General features: G+C 67.1%; 22 protein-coding genes and 4 tRNA genes. 14 read left to right on the forward strand and 12 right to left on the reverse strand.

Annotation, left to right across the window (positions count from 1 at the left end; genetic code table 11):
* The first annotated feature begins 267 nt into the window (after nt 1-267).
* Nucleotides 268-1,470, forward strand: a complete 1,203-nt coding sequence (locus OG225_RS35320; protein WP_109522824.1) for a cysteine desulfurase-like protein — start codon at nt 268-270, stop codon at nt 1,468-1,470.
* Nucleotides 1,471-1,584: 114 nt separating this feature from the next.
* Here OG225_RS35320 and OG225_RS35325 read toward each other — a convergent pair whose 3' ends face one another.
* Nucleotides 1,585-2,586 (reverse strand): NAD(P)H-quinone oxidoreductase, encoded by a 1,002-nt coding sequence (locus OG225_RS35325; protein ID WP_405179093.1) that lies wholly within the window; start codon nt 2,584-2,586, stop codon nt 1,585-1,587.
* Between the two features lie 272 nt (nt 2,587-2,858).
* Between OG225_RS35325 and OG225_RS35330 the strand changes: the two genes are divergently transcribed.
* The 3 genes from OG225_RS35330 (at nt 2,859) to OG225_RS35340 (ending at nt 4,737) form a co-directional block, all read left to right on the forward strand.
* On the forward strand, nt 2,859-4,034 hold the full coding sequence (locus tag OG225_RS35330) for an alpha-hydroxy-acid oxidizing protein (RefSeq protein ID WP_405179094.1): 1,176 nt from the start codon (nt 2,859-2,861) through the stop codon (nt 4,032-4,034).
* A gap of 43 nt (nt 4,035-4,077) precedes the next feature.
* The gene (locus OG225_RS35335; protein WP_308165300.1) at nt 4,078-4,569 is read left to right on the forward strand and encodes a MarR family transcriptional regulator; all 492 of its coding nucleotides are present in this window, start codon (nt 4,078-4,080) and stop codon (nt 4,567-4,569) included.
* Between the two features lie 83 nt (nt 4,570-4,652).
* Nucleotides 4,653-4,737, forward strand: a tRNA-Ser gene (locus OG225_RS35340).
* Between the two features lie 17 nt (nt 4,738-4,754).
* Here OG225_RS35340 and OG225_RS35345 read toward each other — a convergent pair.
* The 3 genes from OG225_RS35345 to OG225_RS35355 are packed head-to-tail and all read right to left on the reverse strand — an operon-like array spanning nt 4,755 to nt 8,039.
* Nucleotides 4,755-5,360 (reverse strand): TetR/AcrR family transcriptional regulator, encoded by a 606-nt coding sequence (locus OG225_RS35345; protein ID WP_405179095.1) that lies wholly within the window; start codon nt 5,358-5,360, stop codon nt 4,755-4,757.
* Nucleotides 5,357-7,102 (reverse strand): amidohydrolase family protein, encoded by a 1,746-nt coding sequence (locus OG225_RS35350; protein WP_405179096.1) that lies wholly within the window; start codon nt 7,100-7,102, stop codon nt 5,357-5,359. Before OG225_RS35350 ends, OG225_RS35345 begins: the two co-directional genes overlap by 4 nt.
* A gap of 58 nt (nt 7,103-7,160) precedes the next feature.
* Nucleotides 7,161-8,039: a LysR family transcriptional regulator gene (locus OG225_RS35355; RefSeq protein ID WP_405179097.1), complete on the reverse strand. Its 879-nt coding sequence runs from the start codon at nt 8,037-8,039 to the stop codon at nt 7,161-7,163.
* Between the two features lie 118 nt (nt 8,040-8,157).
* Between OG225_RS35355 and OG225_RS35360 the strand changes: the two genes are divergently transcribed.
* Nucleotides 8,158-9,567 (forward strand): MFS transporter, encoded by a 1,410-nt coding sequence (locus OG225_RS35360; RefSeq protein ID WP_405179098.1) that lies wholly within the window; start codon nt 8,158-8,160, stop codon nt 9,565-9,567.
* A gap of 39 nt (nt 9,568-9,606) precedes the next feature.
* Here OG225_RS35360 and OG225_RS35365 read toward each other — a convergent pair whose 3' ends face one another.
* Entirely contained in the window at nt 9,607-10,086 is a 480-nt protein-coding gene (locus OG225_RS35365) for a winged helix-turn-helix transcriptional regulator (RefSeq protein ID WP_405179099.1), read from the reverse strand.
* Nucleotides 10,087-10,163: 77 nt separating this feature from the next.
* On the opposite strand from OG225_RS35365, the gene OG225_RS35370 reads away from it, so the two are divergent.
* Nucleotides 10,164-10,994: an enoyl-CoA hydratase/isomerase family protein gene (locus OG225_RS35370; RefSeq protein WP_405179100.1), complete on the forward strand. Its 831-nt coding sequence runs from the start codon at nt 10,164-10,166 to the stop codon at nt 10,992-10,994.
* Between the two features lie 7 nt (nt 10,995-11,001).
* Here OG225_RS35370 and OG225_RS35375 read toward each other — a convergent pair whose 3' ends face one another.
* Nucleotides 11,002-12,093 (reverse strand): nitric oxide synthase oxygenase, encoded by a 1,092-nt coding sequence (locus OG225_RS35375; protein ID WP_405183475.1) that lies wholly within the window; start codon nt 12,091-12,093, stop codon nt 11,002-11,004.
* A gap of 536 nt (nt 12,094-12,629) precedes the next feature.
* Here OG225_RS35375 and OG225_RS35380 point away from each other — a divergent pair.
* Entirely contained in the window at nt 12,630-13,676 is a 1,047-nt protein-coding gene (locus OG225_RS35380) for an alpha/beta hydrolase (RefSeq protein WP_405179101.1), read from the forward strand.
* On the opposite strand, the gene hisC is transcribed toward OG225_RS35380, so the two are convergent.
* Complete coding sequence (gene hisC, locus OG225_RS35385; RefSeq protein ID WP_405179102.1) at nt 13,673-14,749, reverse strand: histidinol-phosphate transaminase; 1,077 nt, start codon at nt 14,747-14,749, stop codon at nt 13,673-13,675. The two genes, OG225_RS35380 and hisC, sit on opposite strands and share 4 nt — an antisense overlap.
* 179 nt (nt 14,750-14,928) lie before the next feature.
* Here hisC and OG225_RS35390 point away from each other — a divergent pair, with 179 nt between their 5' ends.
* From OG225_RS35390 to OG225_RS35405, 4 genes are all read left to right on the forward strand, one after another.
* Nucleotides 14,929-15,639, forward strand: coding sequence for a dienelactone hydrolase family protein (locus OG225_RS35390; protein ID WP_405179103.1), 711 nt, complete (start codon nt 14,929-14,931; stop codon nt 15,637-15,639).
* Between the two features lie 92 nt (nt 15,640-15,731).
* Nucleotides 15,732-15,821 (forward strand) — tRNA-Ser (locus OG225_RS35395).
* Nucleotides 15,822-15,857: 36 nt separating this feature from the next.
* Nucleotides 15,858-15,930 (forward strand) — tRNA-Arg (locus tag OG225_RS35400).
* 253 nt (nt 15,931-16,183) lie between these two features.
* A tRNA-Ala gene (locus tag OG225_RS35405) sits at nt 16,184-16,256 on the forward strand.
* 56 nt (nt 16,257-16,312) lie between these two features.
* Here the strand turns inward: OG225_RS35405 and OG225_RS35410 are convergent.
* Together OG225_RS35410 and OG225_RS35415 are read right to left on the reverse strand one after the other, a co-directional pair.
* Entirely contained in the window at nt 16,313-16,840 is a 528-nt protein-coding gene (locus OG225_RS35410; protein WP_405179104.1) for a DUF6301 family protein, read from the reverse strand.
* An 87-nt stretch (nt 16,841-16,927) separates the two neighbouring features.
* Complete coding sequence (locus OG225_RS35415) at nt 16,928-17,275, reverse strand: hypothetical protein (RefSeq protein ID WP_405179105.1); 348 nt, start codon at nt 17,273-17,275, stop codon at nt 16,928-16,930.
* Nucleotides 17,276-17,483: 208 nt separating this feature from the next.
* Here OG225_RS35415 and OG225_RS35420 point away from each other — a divergent pair, with 208 nt between their 5' ends.
* Nucleotides 17,484-17,936 (forward strand): hypothetical protein, encoded by a 453-nt coding sequence (locus OG225_RS35420; protein WP_405183476.1) that lies wholly within the window; start codon nt 17,484-17,486, stop codon nt 17,934-17,936.
* Between the two features lie 20 nt (nt 17,937-17,956).
* On the opposite strand, the gene OG225_RS35425 is transcribed toward OG225_RS35420, so the two are convergent.
* Both OG225_RS35425 and OG225_RS35430 read right to left on the reverse strand, forming a co-directional pair.
* A complete protein-coding gene (locus tag OG225_RS35425; RefSeq protein WP_405179106.1) occupies nt 17,957-18,676 on the reverse strand; it encodes a maleylpyruvate isomerase family mycothiol-dependent enzyme in 720 nt (239 codons plus the stop codon).
* A 39-nt stretch (nt 18,677-18,715) separates the two neighbouring features.
* Nucleotides 18,716-19,108, reverse strand: coding sequence for a RidA family protein (locus OG225_RS35430; protein ID WP_405179107.1), 393 nt, complete (start codon nt 19,106-19,108; stop codon nt 18,716-18,718).
* An 81-nt stretch (nt 19,109-19,189) separates the two neighbouring features.
* Between OG225_RS35430 and OG225_RS35435 the strand changes: the two genes are divergently transcribed.
* Both OG225_RS35435 and OG225_RS35440 read left to right on the forward strand, forming a co-directional pair.
* The gene (locus OG225_RS35435; protein WP_405179108.1) at nt 19,190-19,333 is read left to right on the forward strand and encodes a hypothetical protein; all 144 of its coding nucleotides are present in this window, start codon (nt 19,190-19,192) and stop codon (nt 19,331-19,333) included.
* Nucleotides 19,312-20,790: an esterase-like activity of phytase family protein gene (locus OG225_RS35440; RefSeq protein ID WP_405179109.1), complete on the forward strand. Its 1,479-nt coding sequence runs from the start codon at nt 19,312-19,314 to the stop codon at nt 20,788-20,790. Before OG225_RS35435 ends, OG225_RS35440 begins: the two co-directional genes overlap by 22 nt.
* Here OG225_RS35440 and OG225_RS35445 read toward each other — a convergent pair.
* Nucleotides 20,777-21,475, reverse strand: coding sequence for a DUF998 domain-containing protein (locus OG225_RS35445; RefSeq protein WP_405179110.1), 699 nt, complete (start codon nt 21,473-21,475; stop codon nt 20,777-20,779). The genes OG225_RS35440 and OG225_RS35445 overlap by 14 nt on opposite strands.
* Nucleotides 21,476-21,512 lie beyond the last annotated feature (37 nt).

Raw genomic sequence — 21,512 nt, forward strand, 5'->3', positions numbered from 1 at the left:
ATCGCGCTAAGGCGGGAGTCGGGCACACCGAGCCGACCGAGCTGTTCGCCGGTCGGCGTCTGCGCGGGCCGGTAGCGTCCTAAACTGTTCGGGTCGTCGTGTGGTTCGGATTTGTCGAAAGTCGGTTGCCATGCTGAGTCCCAGTTCGCCGCGCCCTGTCACGCCGCCGCGTAACCGGGGGCGATCGCGCTCGTCCGCGCCGGTCGGGGGGAACCTCGGGGGGAACACTGTTACATGGGCTTGCCCGCTGCCCTTAGAGTGGCCAGCATGACTTACGACGTCGCGAGGGTTCGGGGCCTGATACCGTCCCTGGGCGACGGCTGGATCCATCTGGATCCGCAGGCAGGCATGCTGGTTCCGGATTCGGTATCCCGTGCCGTGTCAACGGGTTTCCGTACGTCGTCGTTCTCTCATATCGGGCGTAACGGCGCCGCCGTGCGCAGTGCCGCGATCCTGGACGCGGCCCGCGAGGCCGTCGCCGATCTGGTCGGCGGTGATCCCGCGGGCGTTGTCCTCGGTCCCGATCGGGCGGTGTTGCTGGCCTGGCTCGCGGAGTCGCTGAGCTCCCGGCTCGGGCTCGGCACGGGCATCGTGCTGTCCCGTTTGGACGACGAGGCGAATGTCGCGCCGTGGTTGCGGATAGCCAACCGCTACGGCGCCCACGTGCGCTGGGCCGAGGTCGAGATCGAGACCTGCGAGATGCCGTCGTGGCAGTTCGAGGAGCTGATCGGGCCGACGGCGCGGCTGGTCGCCCTCACCGCCGCGTCCCCGATCGTCGGATCGGCCCCCGCCGTGCGGGTGGCGGCGGACCGCGTGCACGAGGTGGGCGGCCTGCTGGTCGCCGACGCGTTCGGCGCCGCGCCGTACGCGCTGATCGATATCGATGAACTCAACGCCGACGTCGTCGCGCTGAGCGCACCGGCCTGGGGCGGCCCGCAGATCGGTGCGCTGGTCTTCCGCGATCCGGCCTTCCTCGACCGCATCCCGTCGATGTCGTTGAACCCCTACGCGAAAGGCGCCGAACGGCTCGAGGTCGGCGGGCACCAGTACGCCCTGCTCGCCGGGCTGACGACGTCCATCGAATTCCTGGCGGGCCTGGACGAGCGTGCCTCGGGTACCCGCCGCGAGCGACTCGAGATCTCCATCACCTCGCTACAGGACTATCACGATCAGTTGTTCGAGCATCTGATGGACACCCTGGACAAGATCCCGAATCTGACGGTGATCGGCCGCGCCTCTACCCGCATCCCGACGGTCAGTTTCACGCTGTCGGGCATGCAGGCCGAGAAGGTCGCGGCCAAACTCGCCGACGCCCGTATCGGCACGCTCAGCGGCGTGCACGGCGGCAGCCGCCTGCTCGACGCGCTCGGCGTCAACGACGAGGGCGGCGCGGTGACCGTCGGCCTGGCCCCGTACACGACCAAATTCGAGATCGACCAGCTCGGCCGGGCGCTCGCCGCCCTCGAGTAGGCACTGAGCTCGAGTAGGCACCGCTATCGGGGCAGAACCGCCCTCGAGTAGAAGCGCTCGTGAGGGCGCCGTCCTCGAACAGACACTGCCTCGAGGACCCGCCCGCGGCGGGCCTCAGTCCCGCACGCGCAGCGTGACCTTGCCGAACGCCTCCGACGATTCGAGCAACCGGTGCGCGTCCGCGGCCTCGGCGATCGGCAGTTCCGCGTGGATGACCGGCACGATGGCGCCGTCGGTGACCAGCGGCCACAGCTGCGCGCGCACCTCGGCGATGATCTCGGCCTTGCTGTGCGGACCCGACGCGGGCCTGCCGCGCACGTTCGTCGCGTGCACCGTCCCCCATTTCGCCAGCAACGCACCGAGATTGAGTTCCGCGGTGACACCGCCCTGCATACCGATGATCACCAGATGCCCGTGCGCGGCCAGCGCCTCGACATTGCGCGCGAGATAGGCCGCGCCCATATTGTCGAGGATGATGTCCGCGCCGGGGCCGCCGGCGCCCGAGGTCTCGCGGCGTACCACGGCGACGAAATCGTCGTCGCGATAGTTGATCAGCACCGTCGCGCCGAGTTCCTTGCAGCGCTGCAATTTCTCGGGCGAACCGGCCGTGACCGCCACCCGCGCGCCCCGCTGGACAGCCACCTGGATCGCGTGGGTGCCGATGCCGCTGCCGCCGCCGTGGATCAGCACCAGCTGCCCGGCTCGCAGACCCGCCGTCATCACCAGATTCGACCAGACCGTCGCGGCCACCTCGGGTAGTCCGGCCGCCGCGCCCAGATCGAAATCCTGCGGCACCGGCAGCAACTGGGCGGCGGGCACCACGACGCGTTCGGCGTAGCCGCCACCGGACATCAGCGCGCAGACCCGGTCACCGACCTGCCAATCCCGCACGCCCTCGCCGACTTCCGCGATGACGCCCGAACATTCCAGGCCCATGATCTCGCTGGATCCCGGCGGCGGCGAGTAGTAGCCCTGCCGTTGCAGGAGGTCGGCCCGGTTGACGCCCGCCGCCACGACATCGATGAGCACCTCCGCGTGCCCCGGCCGAGGATCCGGCGCCTCGCCCCATGTCATGACCTCGGGGCCGCCGAAACCGTTCAGCTTGATAGCGCGCACTGCTCCGCCTCTCCGCGACTCGTGTCGCACGTGAGTGTCTCGGCCGTGTCCCGCCGGGGCCGCCACCGGTCGATTCCGGGGCGAGTCACCCGGTCACCGGCGACATCGATTCTTGCGTGCAAAAGGGTACCCGTCCGCCGCACGCGAACCCGTCCGCATTGCCGGTGCGAATATTGCCGAATTCGCACAGACCCGAGCCCGGTATGTAATCCCTGGATTTCGATTCGCCCGCCGGGCCGCGCGGATGAGCCGGAGGCGCTACCGTTCCCGGCGTGAGTAATTTCGTCGACTTCCAAAACGAGATCTACCAGGGCGGATCGGTAGGTGGCGTGCCCGAATTGCCGATGACGGCAGCGGGTTTGGAGGAACGCGCGGAGCGTGAACTGGAGCGGTCCGCCTTTGCCTACGTCGCGGGCGGCGCGTCGTCCGAGCGGACCGCCGCGGCCAATCGCGCGGCATTCGACCGCCATCGCATCCTGCCGCGAATGTTGCGCGGCACGACCGGACCCGATGCGCGTGATCTGTCGGTGGAAGTACTCGGCACGCGACTGGCCGCACCGGTGCTCACCGCTCCGATCGGGGTGCTCGAATTGATGCACGAGGGCGGCGAGGTGATCGTGGCGGACGTGACGCGAGAACTCGGCATCGGCACCGTCCTCTCCACCGCGGCGTCCACGCCGATCGAGGAGGTCGGCGCGGCCGCGGGCGCCTGGTGGTATCAGCTCTACTGGCCCTCCGACGACGAGTTGGCGCGATCCTTCGTCGAGCGCGCCGAGCGTGCCGGGGCCTCCGCGATCGTGGTGACCGTCGACACCCCGACCCTCGGCTGGCGGCCCCGCGATCTCGAGGTCGCGCACCTGCCCTTCCTGCACGGTAAGGGGATCGCCAACTACCTGACCGACCCGGTATTCCTCGACCGCCTCGCCGCGCCCCCACACGAGAGCCCCGAGGCGATGCGGGCCGCCGTCCTCGCCTGGCGCGGTCTGTTCGGCAATCACGATCTGCGCCCGTCCGACCTCGCTCACCTGCGGGAGTGGACCGATCTGCCGATCGCGGTGAAAGGTGTCATGCACCCCGACGACGCCAGGCAACTGGTCGACGCGGGCGCAGACGCGATCGTCGTCAGCAATCACGGCGGCCGTCAGGTTGACGGTTCGGTCGCGGCACTGGATGCCCTGCCCGCCGTGATCGCCACCATCGGCGATCGCGCGGACGTCCTGTTCGACTCGGGCGTCCGCACCGGCTCGGAGATGTTGATCGCCCTGGCACTGGGTGCCAAAGCGGTGCTGTACGGCCGCCCGTGGGTGTACGGTCTCGGCCTGGCTGGCCGCGATGGCGTGCGGCACGCGCTCCGGATGCTGCTCGCCGATTTCGATTCCGCGCTCGGGCTGTCCGGCTGCGCGACCCCCGCCGAACTGAGCCGCTCCCTGATCGTCACCTCCCGCTGAATCGAAAAGTGTTTGTGCTGTTCAACGGCATTAGAATGGATGTGTGGATCTCGAACCGAACCGTCGCGCACCTGCCGAGCCCCGGTGGCTCGACCCGGCGCAGCAACGGGCATGGCGGGCCTACATCGACGGTAATCAGCGAATGAACGCGGCGTTGAACCGGCAGTTGCAGACCGATAGCGACCTCAGTCTCCCCGAATACCGCATCCTGGTGCTGCTGTCGGAGGCCCCCGACAACCGCCTCCGGATGAGCGAACTCGCCGACGGCGTGCTGTCCTCCCGCAGCAGGCTGACCCACCAGATCCGCAGAATGGAGGACCAGCACCTGGTCCGCCGCAACACCTGCGAGGACGACGGCCGCGGCGTCATCGCCGAACTCACCGAAGAGGGCATGCGCTGCCTCGAGGCCGCCGCCCCCCGCCACGTCGAAGCCGTCCGCCGCGATTTCATCGACCTGCTCACCCCCGATCAACTCGAGGTCATCGCCGACGTCTTCGCCCGCATCGACGCCGCCATCGCCCGCCGCGGCGACTGACAACACCGCCCATATCTCATTGGGCGTGCCCCCACCCCGCAAGGTAGAGTCGCCGCACGGGTCGTCCACGCGTCGACCCGCAGGGAGACGTGGCAGAGCGGCCGAATGCACTCGCCTTGAAAGCGAGCGTCGCGAGAGCGACCGGGGGTTCAAATCCCTCCGTCTCCGCACATTCGTCGGTCTTCTCAGGTCACCGCCTGCTGGCTGAGCACTTCGACCAGCCGCGCCGTGTTCTCCAGCCTCTCCTCCTCGAGATCCGGACGCGGATAGGTGTGCCGGAAGATCGACTCGCCGTCGAACATGTGGATCAGCGAGGTCGCGACCAGGCGGGTGAGATCCGGGGGCACCTCCGGGTCGAGCGCGTCGATCGCGGCCTGTTCGACATCGTCGATCAGTGCCCGCGCCACCGGATGCAGCCGCTCGCGGAGTTCGGGTTCGGTCCGTGCCGCGACGAGCAATTCGAACCAGACGACATTCGTCTCGTGCCGGATCGCCGCGCGCGCGTAGCGGACGAGGTCGATCGGCGGTAGCCGGTCCTCGGTGGTGGTCAGGTCACGAAAGTTGGCCATATGCCGTCGCCCGACCTCTTGCGCCGCGGCGACGACCACATCGAGCCGGGAATCGAAATGCCGGAACAGCCCGCCCTTGGACACGCCCGCTCGCGTGCAGATCTCGCCGATCGAGGCCCGGTGATAGCCGACCTCTTCGATCGCCTCGATGGTCGCGTCGACCAGTTTCGCGATGGTCGCGCCTTTGCGTTCGGCTTGTGTCCGGCGCGGCGGCGCCGTCACTTCGCGCCGGCCCGCAGGAACCGCCCGGTCTTCGTGTCGCCGAGGGCCGCCGTCGGTTCTCCGTCGCCGAATACCCTTTGGCCGCCGATGAATACGGCGGTCACGGTGTCGTCGTTGCGATTGACCATGCGGGGCAGATTATCGAACTGGGGGACCGGGCACTCCGCGTAGGAGTCCAGTGATTCGTCCAGGTGGGTCGGATCGATGATGACGATATCGGCCCGATCGCCTTCGCGCAGGCGGCCCGCGTCGATGTCGTACCAGTCGCCGAGTTCGCCCGTGAGACGGTGCACGGCCTGTTCGATGGTCATGAACGGACATCCGGCCCGCTCCGCGTCGTGCACGCGGCGCAGGAAACGCAACCCGAAGTTGTAGAACGCCATATTGCGCAGGTGCGCGCCCGCGTCGGAGAATCCGAGTTGCACACCGGGATCGGCGCCGAGTTTGGCCAGGAATTCCGGGCGATGATTGGAAATCGTTGTCCGCCAGCGCAGTTTCGTCCCGTATTCGACGACGAGGTCGAGGAAAGCGTCGACCGGATGCAAGCCGCCGCGATCCTGCCCGACCTGGCCGAAGGTCTTGCCGACGACGGTGTCGTCCGGGCAGTCCACGATCTCGGCATCGAAGAAATCGCGATGCCACACCCGCATACCGAATTTCGAGTCGTACTGCTTCCTGAATTCCCGCCGGTACTTCTCGTTCCGCATCAGGGCGTTGCGCTCGACCTGATCCGACAGATGCAGTGCCGCCGCGCCGGAACCGAACTCCTCGAAGATCACCAGGTCGATACCGTCGGCATACACCTCGAACGGCACCGGCAGATGCTGCCAGCGAAAATCTCCGCCGAGCCCGTTGAGGACCCGCGATATCGCACCCATGAGATAGACCAGGAACGGATTGGCCTTGAGGTCGGCGGCCGAGAGCAGGCTCGTCTTGAGTCGCCGCCGTCCGATCCCGAGCGTGCTCGAGGTCATCGCGATGATGCTGCGCGGCGAGGTGATATCCGGACCGGCCTGCAACACACGCCGCCGCCGCCGCAGAATCGCGTTGAGTCGCCGCCGTTCCCGCGCCTTGGCATAGGTGGACGGCAGGGTGCGCGACCGGCAGAGATCACCGTCGAGTTTGTCGAATCGCAATTGTTGAGCCGACATTCCGACGAATCCCGCGTCGAGCGCCTCGGTGAGCGCGGCCTCCATCGAAGCCATTTCGGCGGCGGTCGGGCGAATATCGCCTCGGGTGGCCCGGTCGAGTCCCATTTCCGCGCCCCGGATATCGGAGTGGCCGATGAACGCCGCGACATTGGGCCCAAGCGGAAGCGCCTCCAGCGCCGCGACATACTCGCGCGCCGAATTCCACGTCTTCTTCTCGCTGATCGCCTCGATCACGTGCCGACGCGGAATCGCCTCGACCCGTCCGAAGATATCGCCCGCCGTCGTCGCGTCGACGTGCACGGTCGACAGCGAACACGACCCGAGCAGCACCGTGGTCACCCCGTGGCGCACCGATTCCGCCAGCGCGGGGCCCCGCAGCACCTCGATGTCGTAATGCGTATGGATATCGACCATCCCCGGCAGCACCCACTTACCGCTCGCGTCGACCACCTCCCCGCACCCGTCCTCGTCCAACGCCTCCGACGTGACCGCCACGACCCGCCCACCCCGAACCCCGAGGTTCCGAATCGCCGACGCCCCGCCGGTCCCGTCGAACCACCGCCCGTTCTTGATGATTGTGTCGTAGCTCACTCATACATAGAAACCGTTTGGTCGCTAACTGTCAAGGGTCGCGGTGGGCTTCGAGCCGTCAGGCTTGCGACAGCGCGTAGAGCAGCTGCTGAAGCGAGTCTGTCGCTTCACGGTTCCGGAGCCAGATGAGGCGGAGGTGCAGGGGCGGCGTCTGCACGTCGATCGCCACCAGGCGGCCCGTTTCGAGGTCGGTCCGGACCGCGAATTCGGGCAGGACGGCGATGCCTCGACCGATCGCGACCCATTCACGTACCTGTGCGAGTCCGCCGACGGCCCTCAGATCGCTGTCGGGTCCGAGCCAGCGCTGGGTGGCCATCCAGAAGGCGCAACGCGATTCTCGCCCGATCAGGCCGCCGGTTCGCCGGATCTCGTCGATGGTCACTGGGTGCCCGAGGAGCGGACTGCCGGGTGCGGCCACGGTTGTCATGGCCACCTCGCGGATATCGAGGTGGCTCATCGCGGACGTGGGTCCGGCGAAACCGAGGTCTCCCACGTGGTCGCCGGTATCGAGGAGCACGACCGCGTCGAGTTCGGTGCGGTCGAGCGCCGCGAGGAGTCGGGTGCGGTCGGGCTCAGGGCGCAATCGGACATCGATATTCGAATGTCGGGCGTGCAGATCGTCGAGGACCGCGGGAAGCAGTTCATCCGCGATAGCGGCTTGCGCTCCGACGATGAGAACGGACGAGTCGTGCAATCGCTCGGCGGCTTCCTCGAGTGCGTCCAGGGCCGAGGCCGCGGCGGTGAGGTAGGCCAGACCGGCGACGGTCGGGTGCATTCCAGCGCGGTCGCGAACGAACAGGGGTGCACCCAGTTCGCCTTCGAGTCGCCGTACCCGATCGGACACCGAGGAGGGGGCCAGACCGACGGCGGCCGCGGTCCGGTTGACGGTCCCGTGGCGCAGCAGCGCGAGTGCGGTGCGGAGTTGATCGAGATCCACCTACCCACGATAGGGCGGCATTCGGAGATGCCGAACAGGGCTTCGGCTGTGACGGTCGAGCCGAAGGGCACGACGGCCGATCGTGGTGGGTCGTCCCGTCAACGGATCAAGGAGAACCGTGTCCGCGAACTCGTCTGTGTCTGCTCGACGCCGCACCACGACCCGACTCGTCGGCATCGCGCTGGCCTACTTCATGGTGCTTCTCGACACCACCGTGCTGGCGGTGGCCGAACCCGACCTCATCGCCTCGCTGCACACCGATGTCATCGGTGTGGGATGGGCGACAACCATCTACACGATGACCCTCGCCGCGGCGCTCGTCCTCGGCGGCAACCTCGCCGATCGCCTCGGGGCGTACCGGGTCTTCATGGTCGGGGTGGTCGGATTCGGCGCCACCTCCCTGGCCTGCGCCCTCTCACCCGACCTCGGCGTTCTGCTGGCGTGCCGGGGATTGCTCGGTCTGTTCGCCGCCGCGATCATCCCCGCCTCGCTGGGACTGATCGCGGGCCTGTACCCCGAGCCCGGTTCCCGCGGACGCGCGATCAGCGCGTGGGCAGCCATCAGCGGAGCCGCCATGGCGGCCGGACCGGTCCTGGGCGGGTGGCTCATCGGGTTGGACGGTTGGCGAGTGGTATTCGTGATCAACGCACCGGTGACAGCGGTCGTTGTCCTGCTGTGCGGAACCCGGATCCCGGACACGCGGCGCGCTCGCGCGATCTCCTGGCTCCCGCACCTCGGCCTGGCGACCGGGCTGGCGACGCTGACTCTCACCATCACCGAAGCCGGGCAACGAAACTGGGCACTCGTGTGCGCCTTCGGCCTCATCACGCTGATCCTGGGCGTCGGCACAGCGGCGATCGACCGGCGGTCCGCCGCGCCGTTGGTCCCACCCGCGCTACGCCATAACGCGTCTGTCTGGACCGCCTTCGGATGGGGTGCGGCCATCAACTACGCACTCACCACCGTCATCTTCGCCATCCCGCTCCTGCTCCACGTGACCGCGATAGAAGCGGGAGTGACACTGCTGCCGATGACCCTTCTCGTCGCGCTCAACCCATTGCTCACCGGCCGCCTCGTAGCCGAGCACGGCCCATCGCGTCCGATCCGGATGGGCTTCACGGCCTTCCCGGTCGGCCTGGCCGTCACGGCCTTCGCGGTCGCGGATGACCAACAGCCGATCGTGCTCGCTATCGGCCTCCTACTCTGTGGCCTCGGGATCTCCTGGACCTTGCCCGCGCTGGTCGGTTTCGCCGTCGACCACGCACCGCAAGACGCGACAGGTGCCGTCGGGGGCATCCTCAACACCACCCGTCAGGTCGGCGCCACTATCGCGGCAGCGGTCGCAAGCGCCACGCTCACCGGGCATTCCAGCGGCGGGTGGGTAGCCGCCCCCTTCGCCATCGCCACGGTTCTCTGCGTAATCGGCCTCGGCAGCGCTATCCTCGCGAACCCCTCCCGCGCCGGACGGCCCACGCATGACGCGGTAGCCGAGCACACGAACGACGGTGCGGTAGAACGCACATCGTGACCCGTGCGAACGCACCGGCGTCACCGACGTGATGGCCTCTCAGTCGGGTCGATCCGCCTCGCGGAGCTTGAGGGATTCCCCCGGCTCGACGCGAATGTCGGCGGGTGAACATACGGCGGCATCGCTCGGGACGACGGCCGCCATCACCGGCTGCCCGCTGACGCTGTCGATGAGCCGCACCGGCGGTCCGGTGGGGTCGCCCAGGTATCGATCGCCCCATTGCATGAGTCCGACCAGCACCGGGTACAGCTCCCACGCCTTCTGTGTCGGGTGGTACTCGTGCCGTTCGCGCCCGCCCGGCTCGCGGTAGGGCTCGCGGACGAGCAGTCCCTGATCGACCATTTCCCTGAGGCGCTTGCTGAGCACCGAGGGGGAGACGCCGAGGTGGTGCAGGAAATCCTCGAAGCGATGCACGCCGTTGAGCGATTCGCGCAGCACGATCAGGGTCCATCGATTGCCGAGGACGTCGAGTGCCCGCACGATCGGGCAGTTGTCCAGATCGACCGATGTCCACTCCACGTGTCCAGGATACCGAGTGTGGATTCTGAAATAGTATTCAGCTAGTCTGACTTCTAATTCAGTAGTTAGGAGAGATTGTGGACCACACCTACGACACACTGCGCGTTCGGGTAGCGCACGGTGTCGCCTCCGTATCCATCGACAACCCGCCGATCAACCTCTTGGACACCGCGTTGGTCGCCGATCTCGATCGATTCGCCACCGCGGTCGCCGACGACGACGCGATCCGGGTGATCGTGCTCGACAGCGCGGATTCGGAATTCTTCATCGCCCACGGCGATATGCGCCTGATCATCGATCCGGATGCCCTCGCGCGATTCGTCGAGGGGCCGGGCGCCGGTCTGCACGGCCGCTTCCGCGCCCTTCCGCAGGTGACCGTCGCCAAGATCACCGGCCGGGTGCGCGGCGGCGGGAACGAATTCCTGTTCGCCCTGGATATGCGTTTCGCCGCGCGCGGCGCCGCCTGGTTCGGATATCCCGAGGTGAGTCTCGGCATCTTTCCCGGTGGCGGCGGCACCCAGTACCTGCCCCGGCTGGGCGGTCGCGCCCGTGCGCTGGAGGCCGTTCTCGGCGCGGACCTCTTCGACGCCGACACCGCCGAGCGCTACGGCTGGATCAACCGCGCGCTGCCCGCCGCCGAACTCGACAACTACGTCGATCGGCTGGCCACCCGCATCGCCTCCTACCCACCGGAGGCCGTGGCTGCGGCGCGCCGGGCGGTCGACGCCGCGAACCTGCCGATCGAGGAGGGGCTGAAGGTGGAGGCCGAGCTGTTGTGGCCCGTCTTCACCGGTGCCACCGCGATCGAACGCACCGCGGCGGCCCTCGCCGCGGGCGCTCAGACGCGCGACGGCGAACTCGACCTCGAGCGGGTCCTCGAGGTCGGTGTCGGGGCGGCATCGGTGTAGCGGTCGGTCAGTTGTCCTGTGTGCGATGTACGAAATTGGGGCGTATGTCGTCGTCGGCGGCGTCGAAGTAGCGGTGGAAGGTCGGTGTCAGGCCGGAGGAGATCGGCGGGTTGATCCAGGACCAATCGGTGGGGCAGGTGCGGCCCGCCGACGCCTCCTTGTCGACGTGGTCGCAGAACTGTTTGGCCACGGTGTGATGGTCGACGATATGGACACCCGCCTTGCGATAACTGTGCAGCACCGCGCGATTCACCTCGATCAGCGCCTGATCGCGCCAGAGGGTGCGCGCGTGTGAGGTGTCGAGTTCCATCATGTCCGCGATCAATGGCAGCATGTTGTAGCGGTTGGTGTCGCTGAGATTGCGCGCCCCGATCTCGGTGCCCACGTACCAGCCGTTGAACGGCGCGAACGGATAGGTGACGCCGCCGATTTCCAGATTCATATTGGAAACCGCCGGTACCGCATGCCATTTCAGCCCGAGTCCGGCGAACCAGTCGAAATCGGGGTGTTCGAGTTCGACCTCGCGGACCAGCTCCGGCGGCACATCGAACCAGCGGATCGGCTCGTCCGGCGTGCTGATCAGCAGCGGCAGGACGTCGAAGGGCGTGCCCGCGCCGCGCCAGCCCAATTTCCTTGCGAATTCGGTGATTCCGACGTGGGCGGCGTCGCCGGTGACGGTGCCGTCGCCATTGCGATACCCGGCATAGCGGATCAGTTGTGGGCTGACGATTCGGAATTCGCGTCCGTCGGCCTGGCGCGGCGGTCCGACCGTGATCATCGACTGGACCGCGCCGCCGTTGGTCGCCATGTGCAGGTGCTGCCAGCAGACCTCGGCCAGTTCGCGAGCCGTCCGCACCTGCCTCGCGTCGAGCAATTTCAAAGAGCGCCAATGCTTTCGGCCGACGCATCGCGAGTGATTGCGCCATGCGAGTTTGGCGCCGATCAGGATCTCCTCGGCCGTCTGGACATAGCACCCGTTCTGCTCGAGTTGTTCCGAGGCGGTGCGGCGGCGGTGGGAGGACAGATGCGCTAGTTCGGGTCGGCGGAAGAATTCGTCGCATTCGCGCAGACGGCGGTGTAGATCCGTGCGGTCGGGTATCGGGGTGGCGGTGGTCTCGACTGATCGAACTGGCGACACATTGTTCACGATTTTCTCCGGTCGGGCATCGGGCCTAACAGACAGAACATCTTTCGAGCAGAGAACTCGCGCGTGGTGCACCCCCTGTCATGCCGGGACATCCACGAGCACGATGTCGCGCGCGATGCGGTCGAATAGCCCGCGCGCGACGGTCACAGCAACCCCCTGGACGAACGACGGGATCACGGCACACGCGAACGGCATCGCGCGACACCGTGACCTCGATGCGTGGCGGCGCTGCGTGCGGTATGCGTTTTCCCTATCGACCCCCGAGAGGTCCGAAACGGAGATTAGGCGGGGCGTGCTGGTCGTGTGCCCGGTTTCGAGGTAATCCCAGTTCGCTCGGCTATCGACACGGTGTGGCGTGGCGTGTCGCGCACCCGCGATGCGGGTCGCGGGCCCGCGTATCGAATGCGAGAAAAGTGGTGCAAGTCACAAGTTTGTCACCTCGGTATGGCGGACCTGAATGCCGTGCGTGCTCTGGCAGGATCGCGAAGATGCTGTCTCGGCGAGAAGCACGGCATTGGATATCCAGCGTCATCCTGACCGCCGCACTGCTCGCCGGTGCGGCGGGCGTCAGCGCTCCGCACGTCGTCGCCGAGCCGGACCGGCCCGGCACCGGATCGCAGGGCGCCGATCCGATCGCCGTACCGCCGACCCGGCCCGCGATCGAGCGGATCGAGCCGATCAACGACCGCAGGCTGCGCGTGTTCGTGCAGTCGCCCGCCATGGGCCGCACCGTCCAAGTGCAGGTCCTCCTTCCCGAGGACCGGTCCCGCCCTCGACCCACCGTGTACATGCTCGACGGGCGCAGCGCGAGTTCGAACAGCAACAACTGGCTCGAAGAGGCCCACGTCGACCGCTTCTACGCGGACAAGGACGTCAACGTCGTGCTGACGATCGGTGGACCGGCCAGCTATTACACCGACTGGCAGCGCCCGGATCCGGTACTCGGCACCAACCGATGGGAAACCTTCCTCGGGGCGGAACTCCCACCGCTGATCGACGCCGAATTCCTCGGCAACGGCCGCAACGCCGTGATGGGTGTTTCGATGGGCGCCGAGGCCGCGTTGATGCTGATGGTGCGGCTGCCCGGGCTCTATTCGGCGGTCGCGGCGCACAGCGGCTGCTACTCGATCGGTTCGGAATTGGGACAGGCGCAGGCGAGGGCGATCGTCGCCACCTACCTCGGCCAGCCCGACAATTTGTTCGGCCGGTACGACGATCCGGACTGGCTCGCCCACGACGTCACCGCACACGCGGAGGCACTGCGCGGCAAGGCCATCTACGTATCGGTCGGCAACGGCGTGCCCGGCGCGTACGACGTACCGGGCAATCCGGATATCGTCGGCGCCCTCACCTTCGGCGCTCCGCTGGAGGCGGGCGCCAATATCTGCACGCACCGACTCGCCGACCGACTCACCGAACTCGGCATACCCGCCACCGTGAATTTCCGCGCCACCGGCACGCATTCGTGGCCCTACTGGACCGATGAACTCGCCCTGTCCTGGCCGACGATCGCCGACGCGATCGGCGCCTCCTAGGCGAACCGGGCCGCGACCTGCGCCTCGGTCGCGAACGCGATGAACAGGTCGTTCTCGTGCGGATCGCCGATCGTCACCCGGACGCCGTCGACGCCGTACGGACGCACGAGCACACCGGCCGCCGCGCTCGCCTCACCGAATTCGACGCTGCGTTCACCGAGCGGCAACCAGAAGAAATTCGTCTCGCTGGGCGGGATGCGATACCCGGCGGCCAGCAGTGCCGACCGCACCCGCTCGCGCTCGAGGACCAGGGCGTGGGTGCGGTCGAGCAATTCGTGCCGCGCTTCCAGCGACGCGATGGCCGCGGCCTGCGCGACCCGGTTGACGCTGAACGGGATATGCACCTTCAGCAGCGCGGTGATCACCTCCGGGTCACCCACCGCGTAACCCACACGCAACCCCGCGAGCCCATACGCCTTCGAGAAGGTGCGCAGCACAACGACATTCGGCCTGTCTCGGCCCAGCTCGACGCCGTCGGGCCGATCCTGCGGGGTCAACCGCAGATATTCGTGGTAGGCCTCATCCAGCACGATCAGCACACGCGACGGCACCGCGCCCAGGAAACGCTCCAGCGCCGCCTTGCCGACCGCCGTGCCCGTCGGGTTGTTCGGATTGCAGACGAAGATCATCCTGGTGTCGTCGGTGACCGCCGCGGCGAGGGCGTCCAGATCGTGAACCGCGTCGCCGTCGAGCGGAATCTGCACGGCCTTCGCATTGCCGACCCGGGTGACGATCGGATACGCCTCGAACGAGCGCCAGGCGAACACCACCTCGTCGGTGGGGGAGTCGCAGGTGATCTGCACCAGTTCCTGCAAAATCGCCACGCTGCCGCAACCGACCGCCACATTGGCCGTCGTGACGCCGAGAAATTCGGCCAGTGCGGCCCGCAGCTCGCCGGACTGGTTGTCCGGGTACCGGTGCGCGAGTTCGGCAGCCTCACCGATCGCCTTCGCGGCGGCGGGCAATGGTGGCAGCGTCGTCTCGTTGCTGGCGAGCTTGACCGCGCCGGGGTTGCTGCGGCCCGGTGTGTACGCCGGAATGGAGGCGAGATCCGGCCGGATATGCGGTGTCACCCCTCCACAGTAGGCGACCCTTCTCCGCCTCCCGTCGCCCGGCCGCGCACCCGTCGGCTGCCTACCCGTGGACCGGCGGATTGGGGATGTAAGCGGGTTCCGGCCGGAAAAACCCCTGAATAACGACCGTCGATGTGCAATTTCTCGCGAAGATCGGGCCAGCGCCCTACTCTGGTTTCATGTCGGGCATTTATGACGATACCGCCGCGCTTCGTGGTGGCGACGACATGACAGAGCGCTCTGCCGCCGACGCCAAGGTGCCCATCACCGTGGTCGAACCGGAGGGAAACGCGCGCGGCGGGATCGTGGTACTCCACGAATCCCGGGAGTTCACGGGATCACTGCTCGAACTCATGAAGGCATTGGCGGGCGAGGGTTGGACCGTCCTCGCGCCCGACCTTTTCCATCGGGGCAACGGCGACCCCGCCCACGAGGTGTTCGGCGACGAACTGTTCGCCGATTTCGACGCCTGCTTCGACTGGCTGACCCAGCACGGGGTTTTCCCCGACTGCATCGGCGTCCTCGGATTCGACCACGCGGGCACCGCCGCCTTCCTGGTCGCCACCAACCGCCCCGTCGGCGCCGCGGTCAGCGTCGCCGCCCCCGGCATCGTCGAACCACTGACCTCCGAAGCCGACGCCCTCATCCGCGTCGCACCCGAACTGAAAGCGCCCTGGCTCGGTCTCTACGGCACCGACGACCCCGCCACCCCGCCCGCGCACATCGACCAACTCCGCGACGCCACAGCGCGCGCCTCGGTCGCCAGTCTCGTCATCGGTTACCCGGGTCTGCGCCACCGCGCCGACACCCCCGGCCGCGACCCCGACGACCACGTCACCCTCGATTCACAAACCAGGATCTTCGACTGGTTCGACAGCAATTTACGCTGATTGACCAGGCGTTTTGTTACTTCCAGTCCAGCTCCTGTAATCTTCATGCTCGGCGGTTCGAAAGGACCGGTGCCCTCGAAGAGAAGGCTCCAGGAGGCGTGCCAGAGCGGCCGAATGGGACTCACTGCTAATGAGTTGTCCCTTCACGGGGACCGGAGGTTCAAATCCTCTCGCCTCCGCCACACCCCGGTTCGCCGGGTAATAACTGAATAACACATGCGCCCGTAGCTCAACGGATAGAGCACTTGACTACGGATCAAGAGGTTAGGGGTTCGAATCCCTTCGGGCGCACAACGATCCGCCCTCGAACAGTGCGAACTGGTCGAGGGCGGATTCACGTTCGCGACCACTGGGGCCGAGTCGGTACTTTCCCCTCGCGCACGCCGCGCTACGCGCGGTGGTGGTCCGACTCGAAGGCTCACGAGATTGCCGAGAACGCTGCTGATCGAGGGTGAACGCCAGCCACAAGGTCTCGGGGAGTTGGCCGTCACGCTCGAAAATGATTGTCCTGGAGTCCGGTTCGGTTGATACGGTCCGACGTGGCCATGGTGTAGCTCAGTTGGTAGAGCGCCGCCCCTGCAAGTCGGAGGTCGCCGGTTCGATTCCGGCCTCCATGGCCTCTCCGCGGTGCCGGTTCGACGACACTTCTGACGACAGTCGTTACGCCGTCCACTCAGGTGGGAGGAATCGGAGCGCCGCCTCCTGCCCTGGCGGTCTCCTCGTTGAACCGCTGGTACCGGGGATTGGTGATCTCCAGGTAGACGGCGGTTTCGCGATACAGCAGCGAGATGACGACCTTTTCCCGCCGCCAGTAGTCGGCCTCGGCGCGCTCACCGGGTACGGGTGTGGACCTCGCTCCGAGTTCGGTGGTCAATCGGGTGGAGAATTCGCGGTGCAGGGTGGCCGGGAGTGGAGGGGAATTGTCCTCGCCACTTGCGGAAGAGGCGACCACGACTTCGAAATCGACGATCGACTCACCAGCGCCGCCACATCGGTCGAGAAGTCGCGCATCGTCGGAGACGAAACACAGGGAGTCGAAGGCGAGGTCGGGGCGCAGCAGGACACCGCCGATCGCGTCGTCGTGGATGAATCCCATGTCGGCGAGCATGGCGAAGCGCGGTACATCGGCCTTGGTCCAGGTCCACGTGAATTCTGCTGCGATGCGGGCGATTCGGGCCGCGCCGTCGACATCTGCTCTCATGGCCCTACTTTTCCACGGTGGGTCGTAGCGCGAGAGTTCGTCGCGGGCTCGACCGATGATCACGCGTCGCAGGAGTCGGGCGGGGCTTCAGAAGCGCTTCGGTTGCCCCCAGCGATTACTCGGCCGGTCCGGCAAGGCTTCGCCGTCTTCGCGGGGTGCGACGGCTTCGGATGACGCGATGAAGTCCAGGAAGATCCACTGCCCGCCGGTTTCGACGGGGACTTCGATGCTGGCGATCCAGCGTCCGTCGGCCAGTCGGTGCCAGGCGCGTTGTCGGGCGGGCATTCGGCCGGACAGGTCGAGGCCGTATTTCGCGATACGTGGCGAGACATCGCGGCGGGGTGAGTCGGTGGGCAGGACGATGTCGATGTCGACGTAGATCGGTATGAGCGGGGAGTAGGGCCGCCAGACGTCCCGGTGTCGGTTATCGAACATGTATTCGATTATGAGTGTTGATGATGTGTCATGCAAGCGTGGTGCGGTGGGGTGGTCGCGACTGTCGTCCGATCACAGGATATTCGGCGGCGGCTTGCGCTGGAACCATCGTGTCGACGGATGTTCCACCCACTAGCCGTGAGGAAATGCGTTGGGTAAGTCAAGGATTCGGGTTCCCGGTATTCGCGATACGGCAGCTGTCGCGGCGATGGCGGCGGCGGTGACGCTCGCGGCGTGCGCCGGTGCGGCGGCGGCTCCGGGGACGGGGAGTGCGGGAGGTAGTGATGGTGGGAGCGGCACCGGCAGTAGTGGCGGTGGCAGCTTCGGTGACGGAACGGGGTCGTCGGCGCCGCAGACGCAGCAGTGCAATCAATCGACGAAATCCGGCGGTGCGGGGGTCACGTCCACCAATCACCAGATCGGTCGGACCGGGCCCACGTCGTTCGTGCTGAGCTATGAGACCTACGCGATCCCGGACAAGATCGAGGTGTTCTACCAGGGCGCGCTCATCCACAACACGGGGTACGTCGGCGACAACCTGAACCAGGGAACCGGGTCGGCGCTGGTCAACGTCCCGCCGGGGTCGGCGACGTCGGTGGTGGTTCGGGTGACCGGGCCGAACAACACCGACTGGGACTACTCGGTGAACTGTCCGCGCTGATCCCGGAAGTGAGCCGGGGATCAGCGCCAGGCGGGGAGTTCAGGGAGGGGGCCGCGTAGGGAATCGCCGGGGTAGCGGCCGATGATCCAGGTGGCCAAGGCGTGGGCCGGACCGATGACGGTGTGGGCAGGGACGTCCGCGCCGATGGTTGCTTCGAAAGCGATGTCGGTGGCCTCGACCGCGAAGGCAGCGCTGCCGGCGGCGGCGGACAGGTCGGCGGTGATCGAGGGCAGCAGGCGGGTGAGGAATTCCTCGGGCCAATCGGCGGGGCGGTAGGCGACGCCGAGGTCGACGTGGTGGATCTCCACCTCCTGGAGCCGCATCCACGGGATGTCGGTGGCACGGATCTCGCGGCCGCCGCGAATACGCACGGTGGCGGCCCACGCGGTGTCGGGCAGGGTTCGCGCCAGCGCCGCCAAGCGGGTCGCGGAGGCTTCGATATCGATGAGCTGTTCGGTGAGCGGGCGTGGCGCACCGGCCTCGATATCGAAATCGCGGATGAACTGGCTGGCGTACTGGGGAATCTCGACGCCGGTCTGCGCCCACAGCAGCAGGTTGACGAGGCTGTCGGCATTACGGGCGAAATGGGCCAGCACGTGGCCCCTGGTCCATCCGGGCAGCAGCGACGGTTCGCCGACCGCGTCGCCGCCCATGGCCTTCACGCTGTCGACCAGACGAGCGGTGGCCGCGGCGACCTGATCGATCAGCGCGAGTGGAGCGGCGGGTTCGGGCGTGGTCACCCCTGCGACCTTAGTCGGCGTGCGCGAACCGTTCGGCGACTATTCGCCGACGATCGCGTCCGCTTCGATCTCGACCAGCAGGGCCGGTGTGATGAACGCGCTGACCTGATACATCGACGCCGCGGGCCGGATCGTGCCGAAGATCTCGCGATGCGCTCGCGCGACCTCCGGCCAGCGGGCGATATCGGTGACGAAGATGCGGGTACGGACCACGTCGTCGAGATTCGCCCCGGCTTCGGCGAGCGCACCGGCGATGCGGCGCAGCGCTTCACGGGTCTGTTCGGCGATATCGTCCCCGCCGACGGCGGTGCCGCCGGGCGCGGCGGCGGTGGTTCCGCTGACCGCGACGAAACCGCCGACGCGTACTGCTCGCGAATAGCCGACGACGTCCTCGAACTCGGATTCGGACGAGATCCTCAGGCGTTCAACCATGATCCGAGCATGGCACGACCGGTTGCCGATCGTTCAACTGTTTTTCGACTCGGCGTCGAATGTGCGCGGTAGGCATTGCTGGTGATAGCTCTCTCCGGTCCCCGCACCGTCCTCACCGCCGCGCTGCTGTGCGCGGGTCTGCTCGCCACCGGCTGCGGCGGCGGCGCGGACCCCGATTTCCGGACGGCACGGGATCAGCGCTGGTGTTCACGCTGGACGAGCTGACGACGGCGACCGGCGCGGGCGCGGTTCTCGGTGTCGAACTCGAACCCGAGCACGGCAGCCTGACCCGACAGCCCGATGGCGATTTCCGGTATACGCCCGTCGAGGGTTTCGAGGGCACCGATCAATTCCGGGTGACGACGTCCGACGCTGTCCGCCTGTACACCACCGATATTCCGGTGCTCGGCGAATACGGCGGCACCCAGGTGCAGGGCAGCGGTTTCGGTTCGGCGTGGACGCCGGTGCCCGGCAGCGCGAACGAGTTCTACGGCCTCACCGATCGCGGCCCGAACGTCGACGGTCCCGGCAAGAACGAAAAGCTCGCGCCGGTGGCGGATTTCGTGCCCAAGATCGGCCGGTTCCGGCTGGAGGGCACCCGTGCGGTGCTGGTGTCGACCATCGACCTACGCACGCCGAGCGGTATTCCGTTCAACGGACAGGTCGATACCTCCGCGAGTACCGGGGAAACCATTCGTGATCTCGACGGGCGAATTCTTCCCGCCACCGATCACGGTATCGATCCCGAAGGGTTGGTCGCCCTTGCCGACGGCACTTTCTGGGTGTCTGACGAATACGGGCCTTTTCTGGTGCATTTCGACGCGAAGGGCACCGAGATCGAGCGGCTGTCTCCGGGGAAAGGGTTACCCGCCGAGATCGCGCTGCGCACCCCGAATCAGGGAATGGAAGGACTGACGGTCACCCCTGACGGCGGCACGTTGGTCGGTATCGTGCAGAGCGGTCTGAATACCCCGGGGCTTGCGGGCTCGGCGAAGGACGTCCCGATGACGCGCATCGTCACCGTCGACCTGAAAACCAAGGCGCTCTCCGAATTCGTCTACCCCCTGGAGAATCCTGCCCAGACCAAGGTCGCGGTATCGGAGATCACCGCGCTGAACGCGACCACATTCCTGGTCGACGAACGCGACGGCAATATCGCCCCGAATTCGAACAAGAAGATCTGGACCGTGGATATCTCCGGCGCCACCGATATCGGCCCGCGCTCCTCGGTGCCCGGCGCTCGATACGATTCGGCCCGCGGCGGCCTGCTCGTGGCGGACAAACCGTTGGAGACGCTGGTCGGTGGAGTGTCGACGAGCAGTGGACAGTCGACGAGCGACGGGGTGGCCGCGCTGCGCGGCGCGGGTATCACGCCCGTCGCGAAATCCGCCGCACTCGATCTGAGTGCTCTGGTCTCCGCGTTGGACGCGCAAGGCAGGTTCTTCGGTCACGACAAGATCGAGGGCGTCGCGACGCTGGACGGTGGTATTAATAAGACCCTCTACATCGCCAACGACAGCGATTTCGGGCTCGCCGGTAGTTCGGGAGCGCAGCCGCCGTTCGGGCTGAAGCCCAAGACGCTGCCGAACGGCAGGCAGGACACCGGGGAGATCCTCGTCGTCGACACCACGAAACTGCCCGCGGCGGTCGGCGGGCACACGGTCCGGATCAGCGTCGGCTGATCGGTTCGGTCCACTCCCGCGCCTCCAGTACGACCGCTGCCGCCAGCGTGATCAGCCACAGCGACATGCATCCGACCTGGATGCGCTGGGCGATACCGAGGGCGTAATCGCCGGTCAGGTTGTCGGCGACCAGCATCCACACGGTCGCCGACGCACCGACCACCAGGATCGCCACGCCCGCCTCCCTCAGGATCCGCCAGCGGTGGTAGCGGTAGGCGGCCAGGGTGAACGCGAAGACCGCGACCGCGATCGAGGTGACGGCGAGCGTGCTCGTCAGCGCGTGGGGCTGATGCAGTTGGGGGAACAGGCCGCCGCCGCAGTCCTCGCCCGGGGCGCAGTCGTGCAGCGGCATCAGCACGTCGGCGATGGTCGACGCGCCGAAGCACAGCAGCGCGATCCAGCCGACGGTGGTCAGCGCGCGCCGGGGAAAGAGCAGCAGTCCGCCGATCGCGGCGGGAACGAGCAGCGCTCCGACTATTTTATCGGCGGTCGAGAATATTTCTCGATACGGCTTGCCTTCGGCGTCGAGTTCACTGAGGAAGGTATTCACCGAATCCACATCGATGGGTAACGCGAATTCGAGCACCCACGAGGAATAACAAAGTCCGGCGACAGCGATCGCCGCCGCGATGAACCACGAGCCCGCACGTGCTCGTCGTTCCGCGATCCCCGGGTTGTCGGTCACTCGTACATTGTCCGCCGCGGCACGTTCGCGACGGCCG

This window comes from Nocardia sp. NBC_01377 (assembly GCF_045040005.1).
GTDB classification, from domain to species: domain Bacteria; phylum Actinomycetota; class Actinomycetes; order Mycobacteriales; family Mycobacteriaceae; genus Nocardia; species Nocardia noduli.

What these genes read in the sequence shown, in the direction of transcription:
- OG225_RS35320 (WP_109522824.1), top strand. Translation starts at nt 268, where the DNA reads ATGACTTACGACGTCGCGAGGGTTCGGGGCCTGATACCGTCCCTGGGC.
- OG225_RS35380 (WP_405179101.1), top strand. Translation starts at nt 12,630, where the DNA reads ATGCTGTCTCGGCGAGAAGCACGGCATTGGATATCCAGCGTCATCCTG.
- OG225_RS35390 (WP_405179103.1), top strand. Translation starts at nt 14,929, where the DNA reads ATGTCGGGCATTTATGACGATACCGCCGCGCTTCGTGGTGGCGACGAC.
- OG225_RS35410 (WP_405179104.1), bottom strand. Translation starts at nt 16,840, where the DNA reads ATGAGAGCAGATGTCGACGGCGCGGCCCGAATCGCCCGCATCGCAGCA.
- OG225_RS35415 (WP_405179105.1), bottom strand. Translation starts at nt 17,275, where the DNA reads ATGTTCGATAACCGACACCGGGACGTCTGGCGGCCCTACTCCCCGCTC.
- OG225_RS35420 (WP_405183476.1), top strand. Translation starts at nt 17,484, where the DNA reads ATGGCGGCGGCGGTGACGCTCGCGGCGTGCGCCGGTGCGGCGGCGGCT.
- OG225_RS35430 (WP_405179107.1), bottom strand. Translation starts at nt 19,108, where the DNA reads ATGGTTGAACGCCTGAGGATCTCGTCCGAATCCGAGTTCGAGGACGTC.